Source organism: Duganella sp. SG902 (assembly GCF_013376005.1).
Taxonomy (GTDB): Bacteria; Pseudomonadota; Gammaproteobacteria; order Burkholderiales; family Burkholderiaceae_D; genus Rugamonas.
Window position 1 is genome coordinate 57822 of record NZ_JABMJK010000013.1, and the last position, 21437, is coordinate 79258.

General features: G+C 56.8%; 27 protein-coding genes and 1 other RNA gene. 25 read left to right on the forward strand and 3 right to left on the reverse strand.

The window, feature by feature from the left end:
• Window positions 1-18 precede the first annotated feature (18 nt).
• The 13 genes from FHW83_RS23535 (at window position 19) to FHW83_RS23595 (ending at window position 10557) form a co-directional block, all read left to right on the forward strand.
• On the forward strand, window positions 19-1443 hold the full coding sequence (locus FHW83_RS23535; protein ID WP_218106424.1) for an AAA family ATPase: 1425 nt from the start codon (window positions 19-21) through the stop codon (window positions 1441-1443).
• A 1070-nt stretch (window positions 1444-2513) separates the two neighbouring features.
• A complete protein-coding gene (locus tag FHW83_RS23540; RefSeq protein ID WP_176648799.1) occupies window positions 2514-2816 on the forward strand; it encodes a helix-turn-helix transcriptional regulator in 303 nt (100 codons plus the stop codon).
• Window positions 2817-4943 carry a Mu transposase C-terminal domain-containing protein gene (locus FHW83_RS23545; protein WP_176648800.1) on the forward strand — a complete coding sequence of 709 codons (2127 nt, stop codon included), beginning with the start codon at window positions 2817-2819 and terminating at the stop codon, window positions 4941-4943.
• A 48-nt stretch (window positions 4944-4991) separates the two neighbouring features.
• The gene (locus FHW83_RS23550) at window positions 4992-5732 is read left to right on the forward strand and encodes an AAA family ATPase (protein ID WP_176648801.1); all 741 of its coding nucleotides are present in this window, start codon (window positions 4992-4994) and stop codon (window positions 5730-5732) included.
• Window positions 5733-5746: 14 nt separating this feature from the next.
• Window positions 5747-6388, forward strand: a complete 642-nt coding sequence (locus tag FHW83_RS23555) for a hypothetical protein (protein WP_176648802.1) — start codon at window positions 5747-5749, stop codon at window positions 6386-6388.
• Entirely contained in the window at window positions 6375-6722 is a 348-nt protein-coding gene (locus FHW83_RS23560; RefSeq protein ID WP_176648803.1) for an XRE family transcriptional regulator, read from the forward strand. The genes FHW83_RS23555 and FHW83_RS23560 overlap by 14 nt, the downstream gene beginning before the upstream one ends.
• A gap of 23 nt (window positions 6723-6745) precedes the next feature.
• Window positions 6746-7345: a helix-turn-helix transcriptional regulator gene (locus tag FHW83_RS23565; protein ID WP_176648804.1), complete on the forward strand. Its 600-nt coding sequence runs from the start codon at window positions 6746-6748 to the stop codon at window positions 7343-7345.
• Window positions 7342-7560, forward strand: coding sequence for a hypothetical protein (locus FHW83_RS23570; protein ID WP_176648805.1), 219 nt, complete (start codon window positions 7342-7344; stop codon window positions 7558-7560). The genes FHW83_RS23565 and FHW83_RS23570 overlap by 4 nt, the downstream gene beginning before the upstream one ends.
• Complete coding sequence (locus FHW83_RS23575; RefSeq protein ID WP_176648806.1) at window positions 7557-8357, forward strand: hypothetical protein; 801 nt, start codon at window positions 7557-7559, stop codon at window positions 8355-8357. Before FHW83_RS23570 ends, FHW83_RS23575 begins: the two co-directional genes overlap by 4 nt.
• A gap of 28 nt (window positions 8358-8385) precedes the next feature.
• On the forward strand, window positions 8386-9018 hold the full coding sequence (locus FHW83_RS23580) for a DUF3164 family protein (protein WP_176648807.1): 633 nt from the start codon (window positions 8386-8388) through the stop codon (window positions 9016-9018).
• A 283-nt stretch (window positions 9019-9301) separates the two neighbouring features.
• Window positions 9302-9366: hammerhead ribozyme type II (locus tag FHW83_RS23585), an RNA gene on the forward strand.
• A gap of 349 nt (window positions 9367-9715) precedes the next feature.
• A complete protein-coding gene (locus tag FHW83_RS23590) occupies window positions 9716-10147 on the forward strand; it encodes a gp16 family protein (RefSeq protein WP_176648808.1) in 432 nt (143 codons plus the stop codon).
• Window positions 10144-10557, forward strand: coding sequence for a Mor transcription activator family protein (locus FHW83_RS23595; protein WP_176648809.1), 414 nt, complete (start codon window positions 10144-10146; stop codon window positions 10555-10557). Before FHW83_RS23590 ends, FHW83_RS23595 begins: the two co-directional genes overlap by 4 nt.
• Before the next feature lie 16 nt (window positions 10558-10573).
• On the opposite strand, the gene FHW83_RS23600 is transcribed toward FHW83_RS23595, so the two are convergent.
• Window positions 10574-11389 carry an AbiJ-NTD4 domain-containing protein gene (locus FHW83_RS23600; RefSeq protein WP_176648810.1) on the reverse strand — a complete coding sequence of 272 codons (816 nt, stop codon included), beginning with the start codon at window positions 11387-11389 and terminating at the stop codon, window positions 10574-10576.
• A 189-nt stretch (window positions 11390-11578) separates the two neighbouring features.
• Here FHW83_RS23600 and FHW83_RS23605 point away from each other — a divergent pair, with 189 nt between their 5' ends.
• The 12 genes from FHW83_RS23605 (at window position 11579) to FHW83_RS23660 (ending at window position 19686) form a co-directional block, all read left to right on the forward strand.
• Complete coding sequence (locus FHW83_RS23605; protein ID WP_176648811.1) at window positions 11579-12010, forward strand: putative holin; 432 nt, start codon at window positions 11579-11581, stop codon at window positions 12008-12010.
• A 1-nt stretch (window position 12011) separates the two neighbouring features.
• Entirely contained in the window at window positions 12012-12638 is a 627-nt protein-coding gene (locus FHW83_RS23610; RefSeq protein WP_229224330.1) for a lytic transglycosylase domain-containing protein, read from the forward strand.
• The gene (locus FHW83_RS23615) at window positions 12635-13249 is read left to right on the forward strand and encodes a hypothetical protein (RefSeq protein WP_176648812.1); all 615 of its coding nucleotides are present in this window, start codon (window positions 12635-12637) and stop codon (window positions 13247-13249) included. Before FHW83_RS23610 ends, FHW83_RS23615 begins: the two co-directional genes overlap by 4 nt.
• Complete coding sequence (locus FHW83_RS23620; protein WP_176648813.1) at window positions 13242-13472, forward strand: TraR/DksA C4-type zinc finger protein; 231 nt, start codon at window positions 13242-13244, stop codon at window positions 13470-13472. The genes FHW83_RS23615 and FHW83_RS23620 overlap by 8 nt, the downstream gene beginning before the upstream one ends.
• Window positions 13462-13764: a hypothetical protein gene (locus FHW83_RS23625; RefSeq protein ID WP_176648814.1), complete on the forward strand. Its 303-nt coding sequence runs from the start codon at window positions 13462-13464 to the stop codon at window positions 13762-13764. Before FHW83_RS23620 ends, FHW83_RS23625 begins: the two co-directional genes overlap by 11 nt.
• Complete coding sequence (locus FHW83_RS23630; protein WP_161080316.1) at window positions 13761-13967, forward strand: hypothetical protein; 207 nt, start codon at window positions 13761-13763, stop codon at window positions 13965-13967. The genes FHW83_RS23625 and FHW83_RS23630 overlap by 4 nt, the downstream gene beginning before the upstream one ends.
• 3 nt (window positions 13968-13970) lie before the next feature.
• Window positions 13971-14471, forward strand: coding sequence for a DUF1804 family protein (locus FHW83_RS23635; RefSeq protein ID WP_176648815.1), 501 nt, complete (start codon window positions 13971-13973; stop codon window positions 14469-14471).
• 2 nt (window positions 14472-14473) lie between these two features.
• Window positions 14474-14653 carry a hypothetical protein gene (locus FHW83_RS23640; protein WP_176648816.1) on the forward strand — a complete coding sequence of 60 codons (180 nt, stop codon included), beginning with the start codon at window positions 14474-14476 and terminating at the stop codon, window positions 14651-14653.
• Window positions 14654-14657: 4 nt separating this feature from the next.
• Window positions 14658-16292 carry a phage terminase large subunit gene (terL, locus tag FHW83_RS23645; protein ID WP_176648817.1) on the forward strand — a complete coding sequence of 545 codons (1635 nt, stop codon included), beginning with the start codon at window positions 14658-14660 and terminating at the stop codon, window positions 16290-16292.
• Between the two features lie 38 nt (window positions 16293-16330).
• On the forward strand, window positions 16331-17827 hold the full coding sequence (locus FHW83_RS23650; protein ID WP_176648818.1) for a DUF935 domain-containing protein: 1497 nt from the start codon (window positions 16331-16333) through the stop codon (window positions 17825-17827).
• A complete protein-coding gene (locus FHW83_RS23655) occupies window positions 17827-19053 on the forward strand; it encodes a phage minor head protein (protein ID WP_176648819.1) in 1227 nt (408 codons plus the stop codon). Before FHW83_RS23650 ends, FHW83_RS23655 begins: the two co-directional genes overlap by 1 nt.
• Before the next feature lie 120 nt (window positions 19054-19173).
• Window positions 19174-19686 carry a phage virion morphogenesis protein gene (locus tag FHW83_RS23660; RefSeq protein WP_176648820.1) on the forward strand — a complete coding sequence of 171 codons (513 nt, stop codon included), beginning with the start codon at window positions 19174-19176 and terminating at the stop codon, window positions 19684-19686.
• 23 nt (window positions 19687-19709) lie between these two features.
• On the opposite strand, the gene FHW83_RS31390 is transcribed toward FHW83_RS23660, so the two are convergent.
• Entirely contained in the window at window positions 19710-20207 is a 498-nt protein-coding gene (locus tag FHW83_RS31390; RefSeq protein ID WP_373997257.1) for a HEPN domain-containing protein, read from the reverse strand.
• The gene (locus FHW83_RS23665) at window positions 20207-21364 is read right to left on the reverse strand and encodes a DUF262 domain-containing protein (RefSeq protein ID WP_176648821.1); all 1158 of its coding nucleotides are present in this window, start codon (window positions 21362-21364) and stop codon (window positions 20207-20209) included. Before FHW83_RS23665 ends, FHW83_RS31390 begins: the two co-directional genes overlap by 1 nt.
• Window positions 21365-21437: the final 73 nt, after the last annotated feature.

Below are 21437 nucleotides of genomic sequence, written 5' to 3' on the forward strand. Positions count from 1 at the left end.
AAATACTTGGAAATTGGTATGTCCTTGGCCAACGACCGTTTGTTTATTAAAACCACTGCAACTAATCTGGTCCTTTCAGAGTTGCAGGACGAGAACGGATATCCCATCGAGGGTGTAGTACCAAGCGTGGCTTATATGCCGCCTTTCGCCGGCATAACAGATCGCGAAACCCGTTTGACACCTGCTATGCGAACGCGGCTTATCGGCCAAGGGCTGTCTGGTGGCGTAATTAGGAACGCTGTATTTGACTTGCACGAAGCGAACAAACTGGAGCGTAATCGATTAAGAGGCGAGCAGTCTAAGCTTAAGAGTTCTGATTTGAAACGGCTCCGAGAAACTGATCCTTGGGAGCTTTTGCAGAAGGCGCTTCAAGAAACCTTCGGCACCGAGTTACGAATTACTCCATTTAATGAGAGATATCATAGTTATCTAAGAGTCGAATCAGTGAAGGGTGAGATTTCTGAAGGGCAGTTTAAGCGGTATCCGAGCTATTCATCCCGTGATCTGATGGTCGAGGGAAGCGGCTTTCTCCAGTGGCTGAGTGTTTACGCACTGGCTCTCTCTCCTGATATTGATGTCGTATTGCTTGATGAGCCGGATGCTCATCTGCATCCAATGCTGCAACAGCAGCTTGTATCACGGCTGAGTAAGATCGCTGATGACAAGAAAAAGCAAATATTGCTTGCCACGCACTCGACAGAATTAATTAGGGGGTATGAGTTCGACAAAATTCTAGCTCTTAAGAAAGGAAAATCGGGACGTTATTTGGGTGATGATGGCGCAAAGATTGGCGTTCTGGCCGGGATCGGTGCCGCGCATACCCCATCGCTTCATGCTCTAATCCAATACAAAAAAATGCTAATTGTTGAGGGCGTGAGCGATGAGCGCTTTCTGAGGATTCTGTGCGAACGACTTGGTGAGGAGTGGCCTAAGAACTTGGTATCGTGGTACTGGACTGGAAAACATTCGGAGCGGTGGCAATTGTATCGTCAGCTTAAGGCTGAGATACCTGACCTAATGGCTATTAGTGTACGTGATCGTGACGATGAGGCCGATAACTCAGTGGACTCTGAGCTAGTCGATATCGGGTTTAAAGCTCAGGTCGGCTATATTGCTTTAAAGTGGCGTCGACGGCATATCGAAAATTACCTCTTTTCGGTATCTGCGATCGCTAGAAGCTCGGGAAAGAGCGAGCAGGCGGTAAAGGACCTGTTTGCGGAACATGCAATTGCTATCCCGGACGATGCTACTGCTAGCGATGTTGCGATGGGAATTAGAGATGCGCACGGGAAGGAGATAATGATGGAAGCTGCAAACTCAGTCGAGAAACAGTTTCATTGTTCGCGTGATGAGGTTGCGAAACAGATGGAAAAGAATGAGATTCCGGAAGACATTAAGAGCTTTTTCCGCAAACTCAAGGCAATGTGTGAAATCTCTTCATAGGACCCGACAGTGCTGGCAAGTGTGGGGGAGTGACCGTTTTGACACCCGAGTTATCGGAGCATTTCGGCCACAAACCCAGCAACCATGCGGCCGCCGCGCCGATTTCCTCACTTAACGCGTTTTGAAACTTTCTGCTTAAGATTGAGTGCATTGTGAGCACGTTTGCGATTTTTTTGGAACGCTTTCGATAGTTCCTAATGCCCGTTTGGCTGTGGGAATAGCTCGCCTCGTTTGCACTCTGGCCGCGTTTTATCCCTGATAGCCAAGTCAGGCACGATGTGCGCACCGCATTGGTCCCAAAACTGACCGCCTCATCTAGCAGGTTGATCAGGCCGTCCAGCAAACTTCTTTCTTCAAATGTCTTCATTGCAACTAACGTTTACTCAAAGTAACGATTGTAACAAGACAGTTATTTCTGAATTCTCACCAATTGTCACTATCCGAGGGCGCGAAGCACTACGTCCAGCGCGTCCTCCTGGCCGTTTGACCTAACCAGGAACTCATATAGAACAGCTATGACTGCCGGACGCCGTTCCGCCGCGATAGTCGCATTCCTGGTGCGCTCCCATTCATCCACCGCGCGTATCGCTAGCTCAAGCTTGCGCACGTCCACTTGACTACTGCCCCCAGCGACCGCCCCAGCAATCTTGGCGCTATCGAACTGCTCTGCAGACGCTTGAGACTGGCTTCCGCCCAGATACTTAGCTGGCACACGAAAGACACGGCGATGGCCGCCTATTCCAGTGACGGTCTCATACTCCCAACCTTCACGCTTCGCCATGACGTTGACCGCCGCCCTAGTCGTTGGCACGCCAGGAAGCTTTAACGCCGCGATTTCACTTGCTGATAACAACTTGTCCACAATTCAGTTCCCTGCGGTGAAGTGAATTCCAAAAACATACGGTTGGATGTCACAAAACCATTAGAAATTTATTCTTTAAAATCAATCGGATATGTAAATTTAACGCATAAATGGCATATTCGGCAACTGTATTTTAGTGAATTCATCTTTACCACTCACTAAAATACACTTAGAATTCACTCATGGCATTACCACATAGGAGTATCCCATGAGTGAAGTTACGAACCAAAAAACCGCCAGTTCGGCAGACTGGCATAGGGCAGATGTAGTTGCGGCGTTGCACAAAAAAGGGTGGTCTTTGCGCGAACTGTCGCGTCAAAGTGGATTGAACGCAGGCACACTTAAATCCGCTTTGGATCGCCCATACCCGAAGGGCGAACAGATCATTGCATCGGCAATTGGCATTAGCGCGATGGAAATTTGGCCTCAGCGTTACCAAAAACGCCTGTTCGCACCGCTTCTGCGTTGCATCGCGACTAGGGGTGTTGCCGCTTCGGGCGGAGTTGCATAAATGCAATCCACTCAGATCAAACAGCGTTATGGTGTCGCAGAATTACTGGCATTCGCCTTGCCTGGTATGCCCACGACGCGCGCTGCGATCCATGTCAAGGCAGAACGCGAGGGGTGGAAGTTTCAAGAAACCACCGGCAAGGGTGGTGTCCGCCGGGAGTACGTTTTGCCAAGCGAAATCATGCGGCAAATCGAACGTACGGCTGCGACGAGGTTAATTGCGACTATGTCAACCGAGATTGTCACGCGGGAGCCACACCATCCCGCGCCGGTCGCTATGACTTTCAACCAAAGCCTGGTTGCCGATGCCCGCAAAGGAGTCCTGGCCGCGTTAAACGGCCTGATGGCTAAGTCCGGCTATGCGATGAAGAAAGCCGCGCGCGTTTTGCTGGAGATGGCAGAACGAGGTGATGCGCCCCCGCAGCTGAGCAACATGCTGCGCGCTGCGCGCGATGGACGTGGGCGTCCAAGCGCTTCCGGCCTGCCATCGGTCAGTAGCCTGTTGCGCTTCGTGGAGTATGACCGTGCCGGCTCCCTGGCGCCGAGGTTCCAGCAACGCGACATGACCGTACCAGCCTGGGCGCCACTGTTCATGGAGTGCTACCAGAAACCAGAAAAGCCGACGGTGAATCATGCCTATGAAACTTTCTGCTGCCTGGCACCGGCGCAAGGTCTCGACAAGCTGCCGAGTATCTGGCAGGTCCGCCGCTTCCTCGACAAAGTGGGCAAAGTCTCGCTGGAAATGGGGCGCATGGGCGACCGCGAACTCAAAACGATCCGGCCTTTCATCCGCCGCAGCTTTAAAGATTTGCTGCCCACCGATATCTACAGCGCGGACGGTCACACGTTCGACGCGGAGGTTCAGCATCCACTCCACGGTCGGCCATTCAGGCCTGAGATAACCAGTGTCGTGGACATTGCAACGCGCCGCTTGGTCGGCTGGTCGGTAGGGCTGGCCGAGAGCGCCTTCGCCGTTTTGGATGCGCTGCGCCACGCAAGCGTTAAATCCGGGATTCCAGCGATCTTCTACGTCGACAACGGCTCGGGCTACAAGAACCAGTTGATGACAGATAGCGCCACCGGCTTGCTTGGCCGGCTTGGCACCGAGATGCACAACAGCATCCCGTACAACTCGCAGGCGCGCGGCGTGATCGAGCGCCTGCACCAGACGATTTGGGTGAAAGCGGCCAAGGAAGTGCCAGGTTACATGGGGCGCGACATGGACCGCCAGGCCTCCCAGGTGATCCACAAGCTGTCACGCCAGGCAATAGCGCGTACGGCTTCCGGTGGCGCGGTTGCGATGCCGCTGATGGCCTGGTCAAGCTTCCTGGAGTTCTGCGACGGTAAGGCGTCTGAATACAACAGCCGCCCTCACCGTTCTCTCCCGAAGATTGTCGACCCGCTCAACGGTCGCAAGCGCCACATGACGCCAGACGAGGCGTGGCAACTGGCGGTGGACAAAGGGTTCCAGGCTTCCGTGGTAACGGATGACGAGGCACGCCCGCTGTTCCGACCGCAGCAGCTGCGCACCGTTCGCCGCGCTGAAATCGAGTTGTTTGGCAATCGCTATTTCGCACGAAGCCTGGAAGAGTTCCACGGCGAACAACTGGCCATCGGCTATGACATACACGATGGATCTAAGGTGTGGGTGTACGACGCGGATGGTCGCTTCATCTGCACCGCTGAGCATAACGCGAACGAACGGGCCTACATGCCGGCGTCGGCAGTCGACAAAGCACGCGACAAACGCGCGGCAGGCAGGGAACGGCGCCTGGAAACGAAGCTGGAGGAAGTGCAACTGGAGCGGCGCGGTGCGCCTGCGCTGGAGAACATGGAAAGCGTGCACATACCTGGCTTCATGAACATCGACCGCGACCAACTGGCGCAACGCGCACGCGACCTTGTGTTTGCTTCACCAGCAGTGCATGCGGACGCAGAGATAGTCGAAGTAAGGGAAGTATCAGTCGCTCCCGAGTGGGCAGCGCCAACCGAGCCGCAGCACCGTTATGCCGAATGGCTACGCATTTCAAAAATGGAGGAAGGAGAACTGAGCGAGCGTCAAAAAAACTGGAGGCAGTCGTACACGGCCACCTCCGAGTTCCGAGTCTATAGCAAGAAAACAGCCTGATAACCCGCGCTGCCGCCAGCAGCGCGAACACCAAGAAAGCGTGAAATTATGACAAACATCAATCCCATGGTCAATCGAGTAGCTCAAATCTCTAACTTGGACCTGATCGCCATCGCAGCCGACAAGCTGCTTAACCGAGTAGACGGCCTGCCAGGCATGGGCGTGATTTACGGCGAGGCCGGCCGGGGTAAGACGTTCGCATGCTCCGCCCTGGCCAACCAGGCGCGCGGCTACTACGTCCAGCTTAAGAGCGCCTGGAATCGTAAGGCGATGCTCGAAAAGATTCTGTTTGAGATGGGCATCAAGCCAATGTCGACCATCGCCGGCATGCTGGATCAAATCTGCGAACAGTTGGCCGCCAGCCGGCGCCCCCTGATCATCGACGAGTTCGATTTTTGCCTGCGCTCCAACAGCATGGTCGAGTTGGTCCGCGACATTTACGAAGGCAGTCAAGGAACGCTGATCCTGGTTGGCGAAGAAATGCTCCCCCACAACCTCAAGAAGTGGGAGCGTTTTCACAGTCGCGTGATGGCGTGGATTCCCGCAATGCCGGTCTCGGTCGATGATGCCGAGAAGCTGGCGCCGATCTACTGCCCTGGCATTGAAATCGCACCTGACTTGCTCACCCATATCGTCGCACAGGCGAATGGTTCGGTCCGCCGCGTCTGCGTGAATTTAACGCTGATTCATGAGCAAGCGAACCTCAACGCAGATACCAGCATGACGCTGAAAAGCTGGGGTGACCGGGAACTGTACACCGGCGAAGCGCCTAAACGCCGCGCTGCATAAGGAACACGAAACAAATGGCATCAACCTATAAAAAACGCGCACCGGCACACGTAGAGATGACCGGTGGCAAAGGCTCCCGCCAACGAGCATGGGAGCAAGTCCGAAAATTTGGGATCAACAAAGGCTTCACCACAGAGCAGCTAAGCATCAAAACGAACATCGAAGTCGGCACGCTGCACACTTACTTGCACGCCCTGCAGCTGGGTGGTTTTCTTGAGGCGAAAGATATTTCTACCGGCGCTGTCCCGCGCAAGTATGAATGGAAACTTGTACGTGATAACGGTGTTGAGGCACCACGCCTGACCAGGGACGGCAAGCCGCTGCAGCAAGGCATGGGGACCGAAGCCATGTGGCGCTCCATGCGCATCATCGGTGAGTTTAACTATCGGGAGCTAGCCGCCCACGCCAGCGCTTCCGGGCAGGAGGTCAAGGACGGAACGGCCAAAGCTTACGTGATCATGCTGTACGCGGCGGGCTATCTCAGTCTGACGAAGCCTGCGAAGAACATGGTTAACGGTGCTGCCCGATATCGCCTTGCTCCAGGCAAGTACACCGGCCCGCGCCCGCCGATGATTCAGCGAACCAAGAGCGTCTACGACCCGAATCTCAACGAAGTGGTGTGGCAGCAGACGGAGAAGAACCATGACGACCTCTGATCCACGCTGGCTGAAACTGCTGCGCGACGAAGCGGACAAGACGAGCATTGGCCGCGCTGCGCTCCGCGTGGGCTACTCACGCACTGCCATCAGCCAGGCTCTCTCGGCAAAGTACCCCGGCGACATGGCTAAGTTAGAGCGAATGGTATTGAGCGCGCTCGAACTCCCGATGGCGGTCGCCTGCCCACATCTCAAGCTGAACTTGCCGACGACGATGTGTCATGACTTTTCGACGAAAGCGGCACCAACGCACAACCCACTGCACATGATGCACTGGCGCGCTTGCCAAAGCTGTCCGAACAAGAGCGAAGCCCGACCCACCAGCGAAGACTAAGAGCAGCACGAAGGAAGCACCTGATGAAGATTTGCGAGTACATGAAGGAAGCCTGGTTCGCTTCTCTGACCCGAGAAGTCCAGGCCAGCAACAAGACGCGCGTAGCAGAAAAGATGGGCGTCAGTCGCTCAACGCTGTCGGCAGTATTTAACGGCATCGGGGAGTACGGGAAGGGAACCGCAGGAACAGAAAAATTTGCGCGCTTGTTCCTCGGCGCATTCGGTGGACTGCCTTGTCCGTATTTGGGCGAAGGAGTGTCGGCGCAATACTGTGAGGAGATATCCCAGGGCAAACCACCGACGCACAACCCGGCAGCGATGCGCCACTGGCAAGCGTGTCAACAGTGCGAGTACATGCCGAAGCAGTCAACGGAAAAACAGAGCAAGTCGAGCAAGCGCATGAAGACGGTGCAGGCGACTGTCGACACCGTAACCCTGGCACTGCCAGAAGTCGGCGCACCGCAACCGACGCCCGCGCCAGTCTTATGTCCAGATAACGACGACGTTGACCCGCGCGATGGCACTGCTCTACAGATGCAGCTGGACGGTCTACCACCCGTCGACCTGACCTGCATTGCAGCTACCGAAAATGACGAACCAACTAACCAGGAGAAAAGATTATGAAGCGGTGGCTGTTGAAGCTGGAGGCGGCTTATCTCGCTTGGCAACTGCGACGGCTGGAGGTGGTGCGGCGCCGCACCTTGGCCGAGTTCATGGCGGCGGTCGACGAAGGCCGGCGTGGCGCCCAGGACTTGTTTTTTCAGCGTGGCGCCTACGTGGCGGAACGCAAAGCGACTTTAGAAGCACAACTACGAACCGTTAAAAAGGAAATTGCGTGAATAACTATCTTGAAAAAATCTTTGACTTGCTCCGCAAGCGTCCTGGCCTGAGCGCCGTGCAGCTCAGCGACCTGCTGGACATTGATCTGGAAGTCGTTGAGAACACCTTGGTCATGGCGCTTCGTGATCAACGACTGAGCTTTGTGGAGACGCCAGGTGGTAACGGCCTTACGTTGAAGAAGTACAGCCTGCCGATCAAGACGCTTGGATGGGACGCACCGCCCGCGAACACGCAAACGCAGATCGACGTGCCAGTTAAACGCCGCGAGGCCACAGGTGCCGCCATAGTTGCTAGCACCACTCCGGTCGACAGCCGCAGCAAGGTTCAGATGGCAATCGACCATCTGGAAAAGCATGGTCCATCGACGCGGGACACGCTGAAGGTCGCCATGGGCTTGACCCAGCGTTACGCGGTTCCACAACTGCTCAAGTCGGCCATCAAAAGCGGGAAGATCGTATTTAACGACGATATCTACAGCATCGGCATCAAGGAGTCCGCGCCAACGGCACCACGCCGCCAGAGCGCGGCTGCAACGGCATCGAAGCCGGATAAGACACTCGTAGCCTCGCACACTGAAGCAACGCCCTCCGCTTCGGACGACGACGCTCTCACCATTGGCCTGCTGCGTGGCCGGCTTCGCCCCAACGAGTTCATCGGATATCTCAAAGGCCGTGCGTTGGAACTGCTTCTCGACGCCGACCGCAGCGGTCGCGCAGATGACTATAAACGGGCAGGCCACTACACCGCGCTGATCGTCGCTGAGTGCGCCACCGCTCCAGCAAACAACAGTATTTAACGCTCTATTAACACCACGAAAGGCAACTATGACCGCAGTAATCCAGAACAACGAAACCATCCCAGCGGGCTACAAGCGCGATGCGCAAGGCCGCCTGGTGCCGGAGTCGATGATCCGTCCGATTGACCTGGCGCGCGACAACCTGGTGCAGGAAATCGTTACCACCGCAAATGACCTGGCAGCACAAATCGCAGCGGTCAAGGCGCGCTTCTTCCGCGATATCGCAGCGTTCGTCCAGCTGAGCGTCGAGCAATACGAAGTCAAGGTCGGCGGCGAGAAAGGCAACGTCACCCTGGTGTCGTTTGATGGCCGCTACAAAGTAATCCGCGCCATCCAGGAAACTCTGGTGTTCGACGAACGCCTGCAGGCGGCGAAAGCCTTGATCGACTCCTGCCTGCAACGCTGGAGCGAAGGCGCGCAGCCAGAAATCCAAGTTCTGATCAACGACGCCTTCCAGGTCGATAACGCCGGCAAGATTAACACCGGCCGCGTGCTGGGCCTGCGCCGCCTGGCCATCCAGGACGACGAATGGCAGCGCGCGATGACCGCGATTGGCGAGGCGCTGCAAGTCGCTGGCAGCAAGTCTTACGTTCGCATCTACGAACGCGTCGGAGAGTCGGACAAATACCGCCCGATCAGCCTCGATATGGCGGCGGTTTAATCATGGCGACCCGCGCACGCAAACCATCTGCTCCACAGTGCGTCGTCCGCATCGACTACAACGATTACCTGCTACCGCTGGCGAAAGGTATGCAACTAGTGGCGTTGATGCAGGAGGCCCGGAAGTGCGAGACCAGCTACACCGGGAACGGTCTGAATAAGTCCGTTTTGACCAGCTGCGAGCGTATTCACACGGAGATGGAAGTGGTGGACCCTCGCGAGGTAAGAGCTAGGCCGGAGCCAAAGCCAGACGACCTGGATGATCACGAACAGTTCTAACTCCAATGCGAAACCGGGCGATAGCCCGGTCTGCCAGGCGTGGTTGCCTGGTACTGAAGAGCAGCCAAGGAAAAAATGGACAAAGAAACAGCAATCAATAAAGTCCGCGCGTATGCGGCAACCGCCTGCGAAAGCGGGCCAAACAAGGCCGCCACCGGCGCGCTTGCCTGAGAGGTAGCCATGAGCGTACTTCAATACAAGCCTGCGGCACCCACAGCGGACAAATTTTCTGCTGGCCTCGCAACTGGCAAGTACCAAATACAGGATGGCGATTTGTACAAACGCTGCAGCGGATGCCAGGACTACTGGCCGGCTGACACTGAGTTCTTCTTTGCGAAAAAGGACGGTGACGGCATCGATAACACCTGTAGGGCCTGCTACATGGAGCGCCGATATCCAAACGGCCGTCAGGAGGCATCATGCAAAAAGTAAATACCGAGCTGACCCGGAAGTCCGAGCTGGCAATGATCCACGTCGCCAAGAAATTCCTCTCGCTTGAGGACGACGTCTACCGTAGCGTTTTGCTGAAAATTACCGGGAGGGACAGTTCAGCGCAGCTTGATGCGGCGGGCAGGAAAGCCCTGATAGCCCACTTTAAATCGCTAGGCTTCAAGGTTGTTGCAAAGCGGGCAGATCGCGGTCGCCCAGCTGGTGCAGGTAATCGGGCAGACTACATCGAAAAGATCGAGGCGCAATTGGCGGAAGCCAAGCGGCCCTGGTCCTATGCTGATTCGATGGCGAAGCGGATATGCAAAATCGATCGAATAGAGTTCTGCGAGCCAGAACACTTGGCGAAGGTCATCGCTGCGCTGAGCTACGATGCAAAGCGTCATGGACGGAGGGAACGATGACTTCGGTATTACACCCAGACCAGATCGCATTGACGGATCTGCCTCACCAGGTGCGGCATATCGCTGCAATCGTGGGGCTATCGGCCGCGCTGAAATTGGTACAAAATTATGGCGGTGTGCGCTTGTATGTTCCGGTGACGATGAGACCGGATCACATCCTTGCCCGAATGATCGGATTCGATGAAGCATGTAAGCTTTCGGCAGAATTCGGCGGAATGGACCACTTTGATATACCGCGCGCTGCTGGCGCCATACGCTTGGTACGAAACAGAGAAATTGTTTATAAGTTCGTAAAGGGAAAGACGCTCCGTCAACTCGCACTGGAATATGTCCTGACGGAGCGTGCAATTCAGAAAATACTTTCTGAGGCCGGCGCATCAATCGATGATCGGCAGGTTTCACTTTTCTAAGCTGATTGGCCGGGAGTCATTCCTGGCCGTCAGCGCCTACGGCCTTCAGATAGTTTACAAACGCGCTGCATGAAATCAAAAAGAACTTAGCTTCTACATATTCTAAGCTTGGGGTCTTTTTCATGGAGTGGCGGATACCGTCTTCGCTATCGGAACTCCACCCGTAGATTTTTCTAAAACCGTCCAGCAGAGCGGGATTGTAAAGTGGGCGTTTTTTTAAGCCTTTTAATGCATCGTCCAAAGTTCCTTTTTCACTTCCATTCAGCGTCTTCCCCATCGCTTCAACTGCAGAAATCGATTCCTTAATCGAATTGCGGTAATCAGGATTTGCTCGGTCAGAAAGCAGTGTTAGCGCGTTCTTGATGTGTTGGCTAGATGAACTAAATCTGCCGCCAGTGTTGGCAGCAAGCTCGACTGCGGCAATTTCAACGGCGTCAGTAATTTGTACTATCTGCCCTTGTACGGAGCGATAGGCCGCCTGCTCTTGCTCAAGTATCGCGTTGACGAGTTGTTCGGAGAGGATATCTTCGCCTATTAACAGCTCTAAGTGGTCATACACGACGTACCACTCGCTAGTAAGAAAACGTTCGCGGATCTTTGCGACTGTGTATCGCCAATCGGTGCGAAAGTCCGAGACTATGACGCCTCTGGTATCCAAAGGCTCCTTGTAGAGATGAAACCAGAGGTGGAATGTTATCTTCTCTAATTTGTCCGGCGTCATGACGCGATCAAATAGATTCCAAAGTTTATTGCGAAGCCCTTCTGGCATGGACTCCGGAACCATAGCGAGCGGTACCTTTTTGTAGCCATTTCTTTCGCTGAATGTAGCCATCAAATATTCTTTCAAGAGTAATTGGGACTCCGCTACCGGAGACAATATGATGATTACTCACCACGTGTCCTCATTCTAGCCTCACTTCTTCCGCCGGAACCAACTCAACCTTATTTCCCGCTTCGCGCGCGCGTAAGCTGCGAACGTGTTTTCCGTTACACGTTCCCTTTACTTAACGCTAGGAGCGCCATGAAATTCCTCCCTTGGTTTTGCCTCTGCCTGACCGCCGGTCTGGCCTGGTATTTCCGCAACGCCATCGCCGCCGTGCCTGGCTTCATCACCGACCGTCTGCCGCGCATGTTTGAATGGCTGCTCGTGGCGGTTGTTACCTGCGCGCTGGCCTTCCTGCTGGCGCCACAGCAGTTGCCCGTCAGCGTCTACAAAATTAGCCTGATCGCCATCGCTGGCTGCATGGGCTACTGGCTCGACCGCAGCCTGTTCCCGTACGCCCGCCCTGACGCGTTCATCGGCAGCGAAGTCGAGCGCGAATCCGGCGTCGATGAAGCGCTGTGTTTTGAGTTGGACTACCAACCGCCGAACGATCTGCTGTTCTGCGTCTCCATGATTCGCCGTGCTGTCATCGTCGCCGCTGCAATGATCGCAGTTGGCCTGGGCGCCTAACATGCTGCGCGCTCTTCGCCAACATGCTGCCATCGTCTTGGCGGCGGCAATGTGCCTGGCAATCGTGCCTGGTGCCGAGGCGTCGGTCGCTGTGCCGCGCAGCGCAAATGCCTATCGCGCCGAACTGACGCGCATCGCTCATAGCACCTGGGGCATGGATGCGCCCATCCCAGTGTTTGCGGCGCAGATCCACCAGGAGAGCGGCTGGAACCCTGCCGCTGTCTCCAGGGTAGGCGCACGCGGCATGAGCCAGTTCATGCCGGCAACCGCAACCTGGTGGTGCCACCTCGTCGGCCTTACCACAGCCGACTGCCAGCCGAACAATCCTACCTGGGCGATGCGGTCGTTGGTCGGCTATGACCGCTGGCTATTCGACCGCGTGGTCGGCGCAACCCTGTACGACCGCCTGTGGGCAATGCTGCGATCCTACAACGGTGGCCTGGGCCATTGGCAGAAAGAGGCCAGCACTGCCACCAACTTAACGCACGGCGCTGTGGATGCGCAGTGCGGCCGGGCGAGTCGCGCAGCGCTGCATTGTGCTGAGAATCTGGGCTACCCGCAACGCATCCTGGTAACGCTGCAGTCGGCATACGCCGGCTGGGGCGCGGTCGTGACGGAGGGAATATGAGCGAAGCCCCAGTCGTCTCGCGCGGCATTCCCGGTCTCGTAGGGATCGCGGTAGCCGCCGCTTGGTTAGTCGGCTGCTTGGTCGGCTACGCCGCTCACACCTGGACCCATGAATCCGTGAAGGACCAGCTGGCCACGCATCAGGTCAATGATGCCCGCGCCGATGCCGCCACTGCCGAAGCCGGCCGCGTTCGCCTGAAAGAAGCCGTCACGCGTGCAAACAAGCTGGAGAAGGCTCTGGCCGAATCCGAAACCCAATATCGCAAACTCGCACAGGAACAACGTAATGCCCTTAAATCGCACACCACTGGCCGCGTTTGTTTGGATGCTGGCGCTGTCCGCGTGCTCAACGCCACGGCCACCACGCCAGGAGACGCATCTCATGGACTGCCCGATGCCGACGTCCACGCTGCTGCAACCAGTTCCGCCGCTGCCGCCGATCCCGACGTCGAAGAGTCGGGCGCCGAAGCCACCGACGACGACGTCGCCGGCTGGGCCGTCACCGTTAAAGAGCAATACGGCGTCTGTCGCAGCCGGCTCCAGCGGTTGATCGACTGGTTCGCGCCGGTCATTCCAGAACAATCACCAACGAACGCCACCACCCATGACTGATATTTCCGATACTGCCACCGCGCAGGAAGAACACGCACGCGCGGTCGCCCTGGCCGCTCAGCAAGCCCGCGCGAAGTTGGCCGGCAAATCGGCGGCCGACAGTGCCACCGAATGTGAGGATTGCGACGATGCGATCCCTCAAGCACGCCGCGAGGCCGTCCCCGGCTGCACCCTCTGTGTCGGTTGCCAGGCCCAACGCGAGAAGTCTTTCTATGAGCGTTGACGTCAGCATCAGCCAGATGCTAACCGGCTGCTTCGGACTCATCTTGCTCTGCTTGGGTTTCTTTGTTCGGCAGTGGATGAGCCGGCTGCAGGCCGACCTGGACAGCGCGAAGAAGGCGCACAGCGAGCTTGCTTCGCACTTCCATGAGTACCAGTTGCAGTGCGCCCGCGATTTCGCTGCGAAAGCTGACGTCGCAAACGGGCGCCAGGAGATGGTCGAAGCAATGCACGAAGTCAGCCGCAAGGTTGACCGCCTATTTGACAAACTTGATATGAAAGCTGACAAGCAATGAGCGATACCAACATCACCAAGCAGCCAGAGATCAGCGAAGAACTCCAGCTGCTGCGCACCATCGCCAAGAAGGTGGACGGCATCGACGCCAGCATGGACAACATGAAGAAGCAGGCCGCTGCTTACGGCGCCGCTGCCGGTGGCGTATCGGGCGCCATCGCTGCTGTGGGTGTGATGATCGCCAAGGCGAAGCTGGGTTTTTAACGCATGGCGCATCCACCTGAAACCCGCGACAAGGTACGCCGCGCATACGTCTTCGACCGGCTATCGCTGGAGGTGGCGGCGATGAAATGCGGCGTGTCCTACGGCACAGCAAGCCGCTGGAAGTCCAACGCAGCACAGAGCGGCGATGACTGGGATAAAGCGCAGGCCGCCCAACTGATGGCCGGCGGCAGCATCGAGGACATTGGCCGCCAGATGCTGGCCGGCCTCGTCACGCAGTATCAGTCGAGCATGGACGAGATCAGCCGCAATACCGAAATCAAGCCGGCCGATAAGGTCCACATGCTGTCCAGCCTGGCCGACGCTTTCAACAAGACCGTCTCCGCGTCCAAACGCATCTTGCCTGAAACATCGGAACTGGCGACCGCAATGGAGGTGGTGCAGAAGCTGGCGGCCTTCGTGCAGCAGCGCTACCCCAAACACGCCCAAGCATTTGCCGAACTGCTGGAACCGTTCGGAGATGAGCTGGCCCGCACGTACGGATAGATATGACTGAAGAGCAAACCGTTCTCCTGGCAATCAAAGGCAGCATCGCGGACATGCCCCCTCCCATGCAGGACCAGGTCTTTGGAGCGTTAACGGCGATTCGATCCGCCATTGCCGCCTATCCGGGCGGCGCCGGCCAAATCGCCATCGCCTTAGTCGCAGCAGAAATCGCTGCGCAATAGCCACATGATGAAATCAAAACAGAAGCTAACTAAGAAGGATTTCCTGGCCAGCGTCACAGAGCTGGCCAGCGGCCTGCGCATGGCCATCGAGGCCCAGTGCGATGGCTTCGATCCGACGCCCGCCGCGATGCAGGAGCGACGCTTGGGTGCGTTCGCGTCGTTCAGGAAGTTTGCTCAGACTTACTTCCCGCACTACATCAAGCACGATCCGGCCACTCTTCACGACTATCTGTTCGACCGCTTCCAAGAGGTGGTCGATAACGAGATTGGCGATCACGAAGCCGTTGCGGCGCCGCGCGGCCACGCCAAGTCCACCATCATTACGCAGATCGGGACGCTCTGGTGCATTTGCACCGGCCGCAAGCGATACCCGCTGATCGTCATGGATGCGCTTGACCAGGCACTGCCTATGTTGGAGGCGATCAAGGCCGAGCTGGAGTTCAATCCACGGCTTCTGATGGACTTCCCGGAAGCCACTGGCCAGGGCCGTGTCTGGCAGGTCGGCGTTATCGTCACGAAGAACGACGTCAAGGTCGAGGTGTTCGGTTCGGGTAAGAAAATCCGTGGCCGGCGCCATGGGCCATACCGTCCTGACTTGATCATTGGTGACGACCTGGAGAACGATGAGAACGTTCGCAGCCCTGAGCAACGCGACAAGCTTTTGTCTTGGGTGAACAAGAGTCTGCTGTCCCTGGGCGCGGCTGACGACAGCATGGACGTGTTCATTATCGGCACGATCTTGCACTACGACTCGGTGCTCTCGCGGCTGATCGGCAACCGGCTATGGCGCGGCGTTAAGTTCAGGGCCGTCGAGCAGTGGCCGGATCGCATGGACCTGTGGGACACATGGGCTGAACTGCTGCTCAACGCCGATCCGGGCGAGGCGGAAGCCTTCTATGCGGCGAACAAAGCGCCAATGGACCGAGGCGCCAGCATCTGCTGGCCAAGCGGCACGACCTTCTACAAGCTCATGGTCAAGCGCGCGCGCGATGGCAAAGCCGCATTCGACTCCGAGCAGCAGAATGACCCGATCAGCGGCGAGGACGCCCCGTTCGCCAACTGCATCCAGTTCTGGGTGAACCGACTTAACGAATGGGTGTTCTACGGCGCCTGCGATCCGTCGCTAGGCAAAAAAGGTAAGTCGCGCGACCCATCGGCGCTGCTGATAGGCGGCGGCAATCGCGTCACTGGCGTGCTGGACGTCGTCGAGGCCAAGATCGCCAAGCGCGTCCCGGACAAGATCATCTCCGACATTATCACGCTGCAGCGCGAATACAACTGCGTTGCCTGGGCCTTTGAGGTCGTCCAGTTCCAGGAGTTCTTGCGCACCGAGCTGGTCAAGCGTAGTGCCGCACAAGGCATGCCTGTTCCTGCGATCCCTGTGACCCCGCACGAGGACAAGATTCTGCGGATCGAGGCGCTACAGCCCCACGTTGCGAATGGCTTGATCCGCCTTCACCCGTCGCAAAACACGCTGATGGATCAGCTGAAGCACTTCCCAATGGCGGATCACGACGACGGCCCAGATGCGCTGCAGATGTTGTGGGCGATCTTCTTGGCCCGTATGGGCGGCACGCGCGGACGATCCAGCGGCCGGCGCCGATCCTCGTCGAACACTTCTGATTACGTGAACGGCTGAGCCGGCACGTGCACCGTTAAGAAATAACAGGACCGATCATGACCCAACAAGACAAAGCCGCGTTGACCACCGTCATCGCTACCAGCCAGCGCGACATTACCATCCCTCAGTTTGCAGGTGTTTTGACACCTCAAGATGACACGCTGCTGCAGCGTGGCAACGGTAAGGGTCTGAAGATCTACGACGATATTGAGCGCGACGCGAAGGTTTTCTCGTCGCTGCAGAAGCGTAAGCTGGCCGTGATCGGCCGGCCGTGGCAAGTGGACCCAGCATCGAAGAGCGCGCGCGACGTTGCTGCCGCCGAGATGGTCAAACGCAATCTGATGCGCATCAACTTCGATACAGTCACATTAAACAGCCTTGACGCCGTCCTCAAGGGCTTCTCGGTTGGTGAGATTGTGTGGGCCACCGAGGGCAGCGAGTACATCGTAAAGAGAATCCTGCCGCGCAATCAGCGCCGCTTTACCTTCGATATGGATTACAACCTGCGGATGCTCACTTGGGGCAACATGATGACTGGGGAGGCGCTGCCCGACCGGAAGTTCATCGTCCACACCTACGGAGGCAAAGACGGTAGCCCCTTCGGTTTAGGCCTCGGCACACGCCTGTTCTGGCCTGCCTTCTTTAAGCGTCAGGATATCGCCGCCTGGTTGGTGTTCCTGGACAAATTCGCGTCGCCCACGGCAGTGGGCCATCATGCCCAGGGCGCATCGAACAAGGAGATCGACGATCTGCTGTCCTCCTTAGACGCTATTGCCCAGGAAACGTCCATCGCTATTCCTGACAACATGAAGGTGGAGTTTTTGGAGGCTGCACGATCTGGCGGCAGCGACGCCTATGAGCGCATGGCGCGCTATATGGATGAGCAGATCGAGGAGATCGTGCTGGGCGACAGCGGCGGCAAGAACGGCGGCGGCGCTCTGGCTGCTGCTGCAATCACCAAGAAGGAAGTCCGCATCGAGCTGGTCAAGGCCGATGCGGACCTGCTGTCCGACACTCTGAACGCGACCGTGGCGCAGTGGCTAGTCGACCTCAACATGCCAGGCGCGGGCGTGCCACGTATCTCGCGCATCGTCGAAGAGCCGGCGGATCTGAAGGAGCGCTCGGAGCGAGATCTCAATATCTCCAGGGTTGGGTACAGGCCCACGTTGAAGTCGATCCACGAGACCTATGGCGGCGAATGGGAAGTCGTTCCTGGCAAGGACGCGGCCCCGGCCGGCGCCGCCAGCGCAGCGCTCACCGAAACGGAGTTCTCCGAGAACGACCTCACGCGCCTGGCAGGCCAGATCGCCCTGGAGAAAGCCCTGACCGATACGGTTGACGGACGTGCGCAGAAGCTGCAGCCGCTGGCCAGTGCGTTGCTGGCGCCGCTGGTTGAGGCGCTGCAGGGCGCGGCTTCGTTCGAGGAAGCGTTTAACGCAGTAGCGGAGGCATTCCCCATGATGGACAGCGACCGCCTGCAGCAGCTGCTGGGCCAGGCAGAGTTTGTTTCTCAGCTGGTCGGCCAGGCGGACGTGCCAGGCCAGGACGATTGATGAAGGCAACCGATATCCGGGTGGCGTTTAATCTGCCGCCGGAGCGCGCCATCGCGTTTTTGGGCGCCAAAGGACTGGTGACTAGCGGCGGGTGGCAGGAGGTGTGGCAGGAGGCGCACGCGCGCGCGTTCACGGTGGCAAACTGCGCAAAGCTGGACGTGCTGCAGGATATCCATGACGCCCTCATGGACGCACAGAAGAACGGGACCACGTTCGCCCAGTTCCAGGATCGTCTTACCCCGCTGCTGCAGAAGAAAGGCTGGTGGGGCAAGGCCATCGACCCGGCCACCGGCGAAGTGACAGCGACCTACCCAAACTCGCTGCGGCCGGTGCAATACGGTTCACCGCGCCGGCTCAAAACGATCTTCGACACGAATATTCGCACGTCTTACATGGCGGGCAAGTTTAACGCTTTCACCGAGTCTGCGGACACGCACCCGTTCTGGATGTACACCGCTGTCCTGGATAACCATACGCGCCCCAGGCACCGCGCGCTGCACGGCCGGGTATTCAGTGCCGATGATCCGATCTGGCGCTACATCTGGCCACCAAACGGCTTTGGATGCCGCTGCACGGTCATCAACATGCGCAAGTCGACCATGGAGGCACAGGGCTACAAGCTGTCGGACTCGCGGGAATTCACCCACCAGGTCGAGGTGCCGATTTCCAAGCGCGACCCCAGCAAGGGGACTACCAAGGTGACGCGGATCAAGCTGCCTGGCATGGACAAGTCTTTCCAGACCGACCCTGGCTGGAATACCAATCAGGCGATGGCCGCGTACCAACCCAAGTTGGACAGCTATGACTACCAGGTGGCCAGGCAGTACATCCGAGGGACGATCAAAGGGCCTGACTTCCAGCGCTTCTTCGCCGGCAAATCGCAGGAGGACTTCCCTGTGGCCGTGTTGAAGCCGAGTGACGTGGCCGCCATTGGTGCGCTAAGCCAGACCGTGTACCTGTCGCAAACTTCTTTGGCTGAACACCTGGCAAAGCACCCCGAGATTGGTCTGGAGGACTACCAGAAGATCCCGGATATCCTTGATCGTGGCGCTGTATATAAGCAGGGGGAAGATCGCTTGGTGGTGCTGCAGCTGGACGGCGTTCTGTACCGCGCCGGCCTGAAGCGCACCAAAAGTGGCTTGAAGAATTACTTTTTAACGCTGTATCGAACCAACGACAAGGCGGCGGAGCGGTCCGTGACTAGCAAGTTTGAGCGCTTGCGCTAGAGGGAATTAGGGCCAGTCGCGGGGGCGCAATCCCGCAAGGTCTCATCAACCACACGATCTACTGTGCGGAAGGACTCGGAAGCATTCCGAAGACTGGCACGCCCATTATAGGACAACTCGATGACCTTTGAAATAAATGTGGATATCGGCGCTGCCGATACCCTGCTGCGGGACACGGCGGCCAAACTGGAGCGGCCCGCGCCGCTGATGCGTGCCATTGCCACCGAGCTGGTCAGCATCACCGCGATGAACTTCCTGGCGCAAGGTAGACCGCACTGGCTGGGCCTGAAGCACCCGTCAGCCAGGCGCGCGGGCGGCATGATCTTGCAGGACTCTGGCCGACTACGCGACTCCGTGACCTCGTTCCATACCGATGACACGGCCGGCGTGGGCAGCAACCTGGTGTATGCCGCCATTCACCACCTGGGAGGTCAGACTCGCCCGCACACGATCCTGCCGAAGAACAAGCGAGCCTTGGCATTTAACGGTCGAGTCGTGACAAAAGTAAACCATCCCGGCTCTGTGATTCCGGCGCGCCCATTCCTACCTACAAGCGAGCAAGGCGAACTTCAACTCGACGCTGACACCGCTATTCGGTCAGCAATACAAGAGTATTTCGATAGTATGAACTGAACGTTATGTTGGCTGCTTTGGTCTTAAACCCGCATAGGGTTAAATTTAAGAATGAACCAATCCGATATCTCTAAAGACACATCTTTCAACGTTAAGGCCTTGTCACGATTAATGCCCTCGCTTAACCCATGAGCTATATGGTTTCGACGATCCACAAGATATGCTAGTTCGCGTCTAAGGCGTTGGTCATCCATCTCCAGCAATCCATCAAAGTCATTTTTTAAATTTAGATCGAATCGTCCAATCATACCTAGGAGACTATCGGGAGACGGATTTCTACTTTTGTCGAGCCACGAGTGTCCGAAAGTCTTGACCAAGCCTCCCGATCGTTCAGCGATGTAGCCCCAAAATACTTCACGACAGGTTTGCTCTATATAGCCACTGCTACGAACCACTAGCATGCGAGTGAGCCACGGCAGAATATCTACGTCGCTCGCTGCCTTTACGACTTCCCCCAGTTCTTCTAACGAGTCTCGCAGCCTATGGACTTGATACGGTGGCCATGATGTGACTTTAGCCATTACAGCGCCCCGAATATCTTCGCTGCGAATGCCAGGCGATACTTAACGCTGTCGTCAACGGCCGTACCCTCAGTAATAGACTCAACAAATTTTTTGTCGTCCAGAAGTTTTATGAGTGCCTGGTTCACACTTTCAGGCGACGGGCTGGAGTCACCGACCTCCAAGCGCCGCATGAGACCAACGATTACCGCTTCCGTCATCGCAACGTTGACTTGTTTGCTGAGGTGTCGGAGCGACGCGGGGCCAGCAGACTCATTAAGCAGAGAACATACCCGGTCTAGAAGCCCCTTGATATGCGCCTTATCCAAATTCGCGCAGTCGCGATTAGTCCCAGAAAAATCATTCAAGAACTTCTTCATTGGCCGCTTGTAAGTCCCAGGAGAAACGAAGAATGCCAGGATACGCAGAATCAATTCTTGGTCCCGAAGGCGCGGTGACGGTTTTCCGTAGAGCGCTCTCCAGCTTGGCAGCTGATTTAGCCCAGCGATGAAATCGATTAAACGGCCCGCATAAAGCGCGACACGAATTTCATGGCCCGTTAACTGTGTACCACCAGAGTTCAAACGCTCAAAAACTTGATAGATAGACTCTAGCGAATTGGTTGAGCCGTCCGTCTTCACAATGATCGCCTGGATAAACGTGTTATCTAGAGATCTGCGCTGGGCGTCGCTAAGTGTAGAGTAAGTCAGATCTTGGTACTCTTCAGCGACGGTCTTGAGCGCAAAAAGCTGATTGCCTCGTCTCCCGTCATAGAAAGCTGCTAGGGTGCTCAGTCGCTGCTGACCGTCTAACACTAGATACCGCTTATCCGCTTGCTGGACTAGGACAATCCCAGGTACAGGAAATCCGAGTAGCAGAGATTCGATAAATTTGTCCATCTGCGCCGGGCGCCAAACGAAGGCGCGCTGAAAGCCCGCAACTTCCACATTCGGATCGCTGTGCCCGAACGTTGGAATTACGATATCTCCGCGATTCAACCTGCGCACTAACCCTTCGACATCGAAATCAGTGCCCGAATAGGATATAGGCTGGACTTCTGGTGTTGCCTCATCTACCTCGGCGTAGTCGGATTCATCCAAAACGACCGCCTCATTTATGGCGTCCTGCTGATCAATCATTTGTAGCGGATTAGCTTGTCCCAAAATTTTCTCCAACATATCGACCCGACCTTAACTATATTGTTGACTCGTTCTTCCCGCGTATGCCGCCAGGAATTGAGTACCCCTCATA

Bases quoted from the DNA above. Each gene is read 5' to 3' on its own strand.
- FHW83_RS23540 (WP_176648799.1), top strand. From the start codon at position 2,514: ATGAGTGAAGTTACGAACCAAAAAACCGCCAGTTCGGCAGACTGGCAT.
- FHW83_RS23620 (WP_176648813.1), top strand. From the start codon at position 13,242: ATGACTGATATTTCCGATACTGCCACCGCGCAGGAAGAACACGCACGC.
- FHW83_RS23655 (WP_176648819.1), top strand. From the start codon at position 17,827: ATGAAGGCAACCGATATCCGGGTGGCGTTTAATCTGCCGCCGGAGCGC.
- FHW83_RS23535 (WP_218106424.1), top strand. From the start codon at position 19: ATGTCCTTGGCCAACGACCGTTTGTTTATTAAAACCACTGCAACTAAT.
- FHW83_RS31390 (WP_373997257.1), bottom strand. From the start codon at position 20,207: ATGGCTAAAGTCACATCATGGCCACCGTATCAAGTCCATAGGCTGCGA.
- FHW83_RS23570 (WP_176648805.1), top strand. From the start codon at position 7,342: ATGAAGCGGTGGCTGTTGAAGCTGGAGGCGGCTTATCTCGCTTGGCAA.
- FHW83_RS23650 (WP_176648818.1), top strand. From the start codon at position 16,331: ATGACCCAACAAGACAAAGCCGCGTTGACCACCGTCATCGCTACCAGC.
- FHW83_RS23550 (WP_176648801.1), top strand. From the start codon at position 4,992: ATGACAAACATCAATCCCATGGTCAATCGAGTAGCTCAAATCTCTAAC.
- FHW83_RS23665 (WP_176648821.1), bottom strand. From the start codon at position 21,364: ATGTTGGAGAAAATTTTGGGACAAGCTAATCCGCTACAAATGATTGAT.
- terL (WP_176648817.1), top strand. From the start codon at position 14,658: ATGATGAAATCAAAACAGAAGCTAACTAAGAAGGATTTCCTGGCCAGC.
- FHW83_RS23660 (WP_176648820.1), top strand. From the start codon at position 19,174: ATGACCTTTGAAATAAATGTGGATATCGGCGCTGCCGATACCCTGCTG.
- FHW83_RS23560 (WP_176648803.1), top strand. From the start codon at position 6,375: ATGACGACCTCTGATCCACGCTGGCTGAAACTGCTGCGCGACGAAGCG.
- FHW83_RS23595 (WP_176648809.1), top strand. From the start codon at position 10,144: ATGACTTCGGTATTACACCCAGACCAGATCGCATTGACGGATCTGCCT.
- FHW83_RS23640 (WP_176648816.1), top strand. From the start codon at position 14,474: ATGACTGAAGAGCAAACCGTTCTCCTGGCAATCAAAGGCAGCATCGCG.
- FHW83_RS23545 (WP_176648800.1), top strand. From the start codon at position 2,817: ATGCAATCCACTCAGATCAAACAGCGTTATGGTGTCGCAGAATTACTG.
- FHW83_RS23590 (WP_176648808.1), top strand. From the start codon at position 9,716: ATGCAAAAAGTAAATACCGAGCTGACCCGGAAGTCCGAGCTGGCAATG.
- FHW83_RS23635 (WP_176648815.1), top strand. From the start codon at position 13,971: ATGGCGCATCCACCTGAAACCCGCGACAAGGTACGCCGCGCATACGTC.
- FHW83_RS23630 (WP_161080316.1), top strand. From the start codon at position 13,761: ATGAGCGATACCAACATCACCAAGCAGCCAGAGATCAGCGAAGAACTC.
- FHW83_RS23580 (WP_176648807.1), top strand. From the start codon at position 8,386: ATGACCGCAGTAATCCAGAACAACGAAACCATCCCAGCGGGCTACAAG.
- FHW83_RS23555 (WP_176648802.1), top strand. From the start codon at position 5,747: ATGGCATCAACCTATAAAAAACGCGCACCGGCACACGTAGAGATGACC.
- FHW83_RS23625 (WP_176648814.1), top strand. From the start codon at position 13,462: ATGAGCGTTGACGTCAGCATCAGCCAGATGCTAACCGGCTGCTTCGGA.
- FHW83_RS23605 (WP_176648811.1), top strand. From the start codon at position 11,579: ATGAAATTCCTCCCTTGGTTTTGCCTCTGCCTGACCGCCGGTCTGGCC.
- FHW83_RS23565 (WP_176648804.1), top strand. From the start codon at position 6,746: ATGAAGATTTGCGAGTACATGAAGGAAGCCTGGTTCGCTTCTCTGACC.
- FHW83_RS23600 (WP_176648810.1), bottom strand. From the start codon at position 11,389: ATGGCTACATTCAGCGAAAGAAATGGCTACAAAAAGGTACCGCTCGCT.
- FHW83_RS23610 (WP_229224330.1), top strand. From the start codon at position 12,012: ATGCTGCGCGCTCTTCGCCAACATGCTGCCATCGTCTTGGCGGCGGCA.
- FHW83_RS23615 (WP_176648812.1), top strand. From the start codon at position 12,635: ATGAGCGAAGCCCCAGTCGTCTCGCGCGGCATTCCCGGTCTCGTAGGG.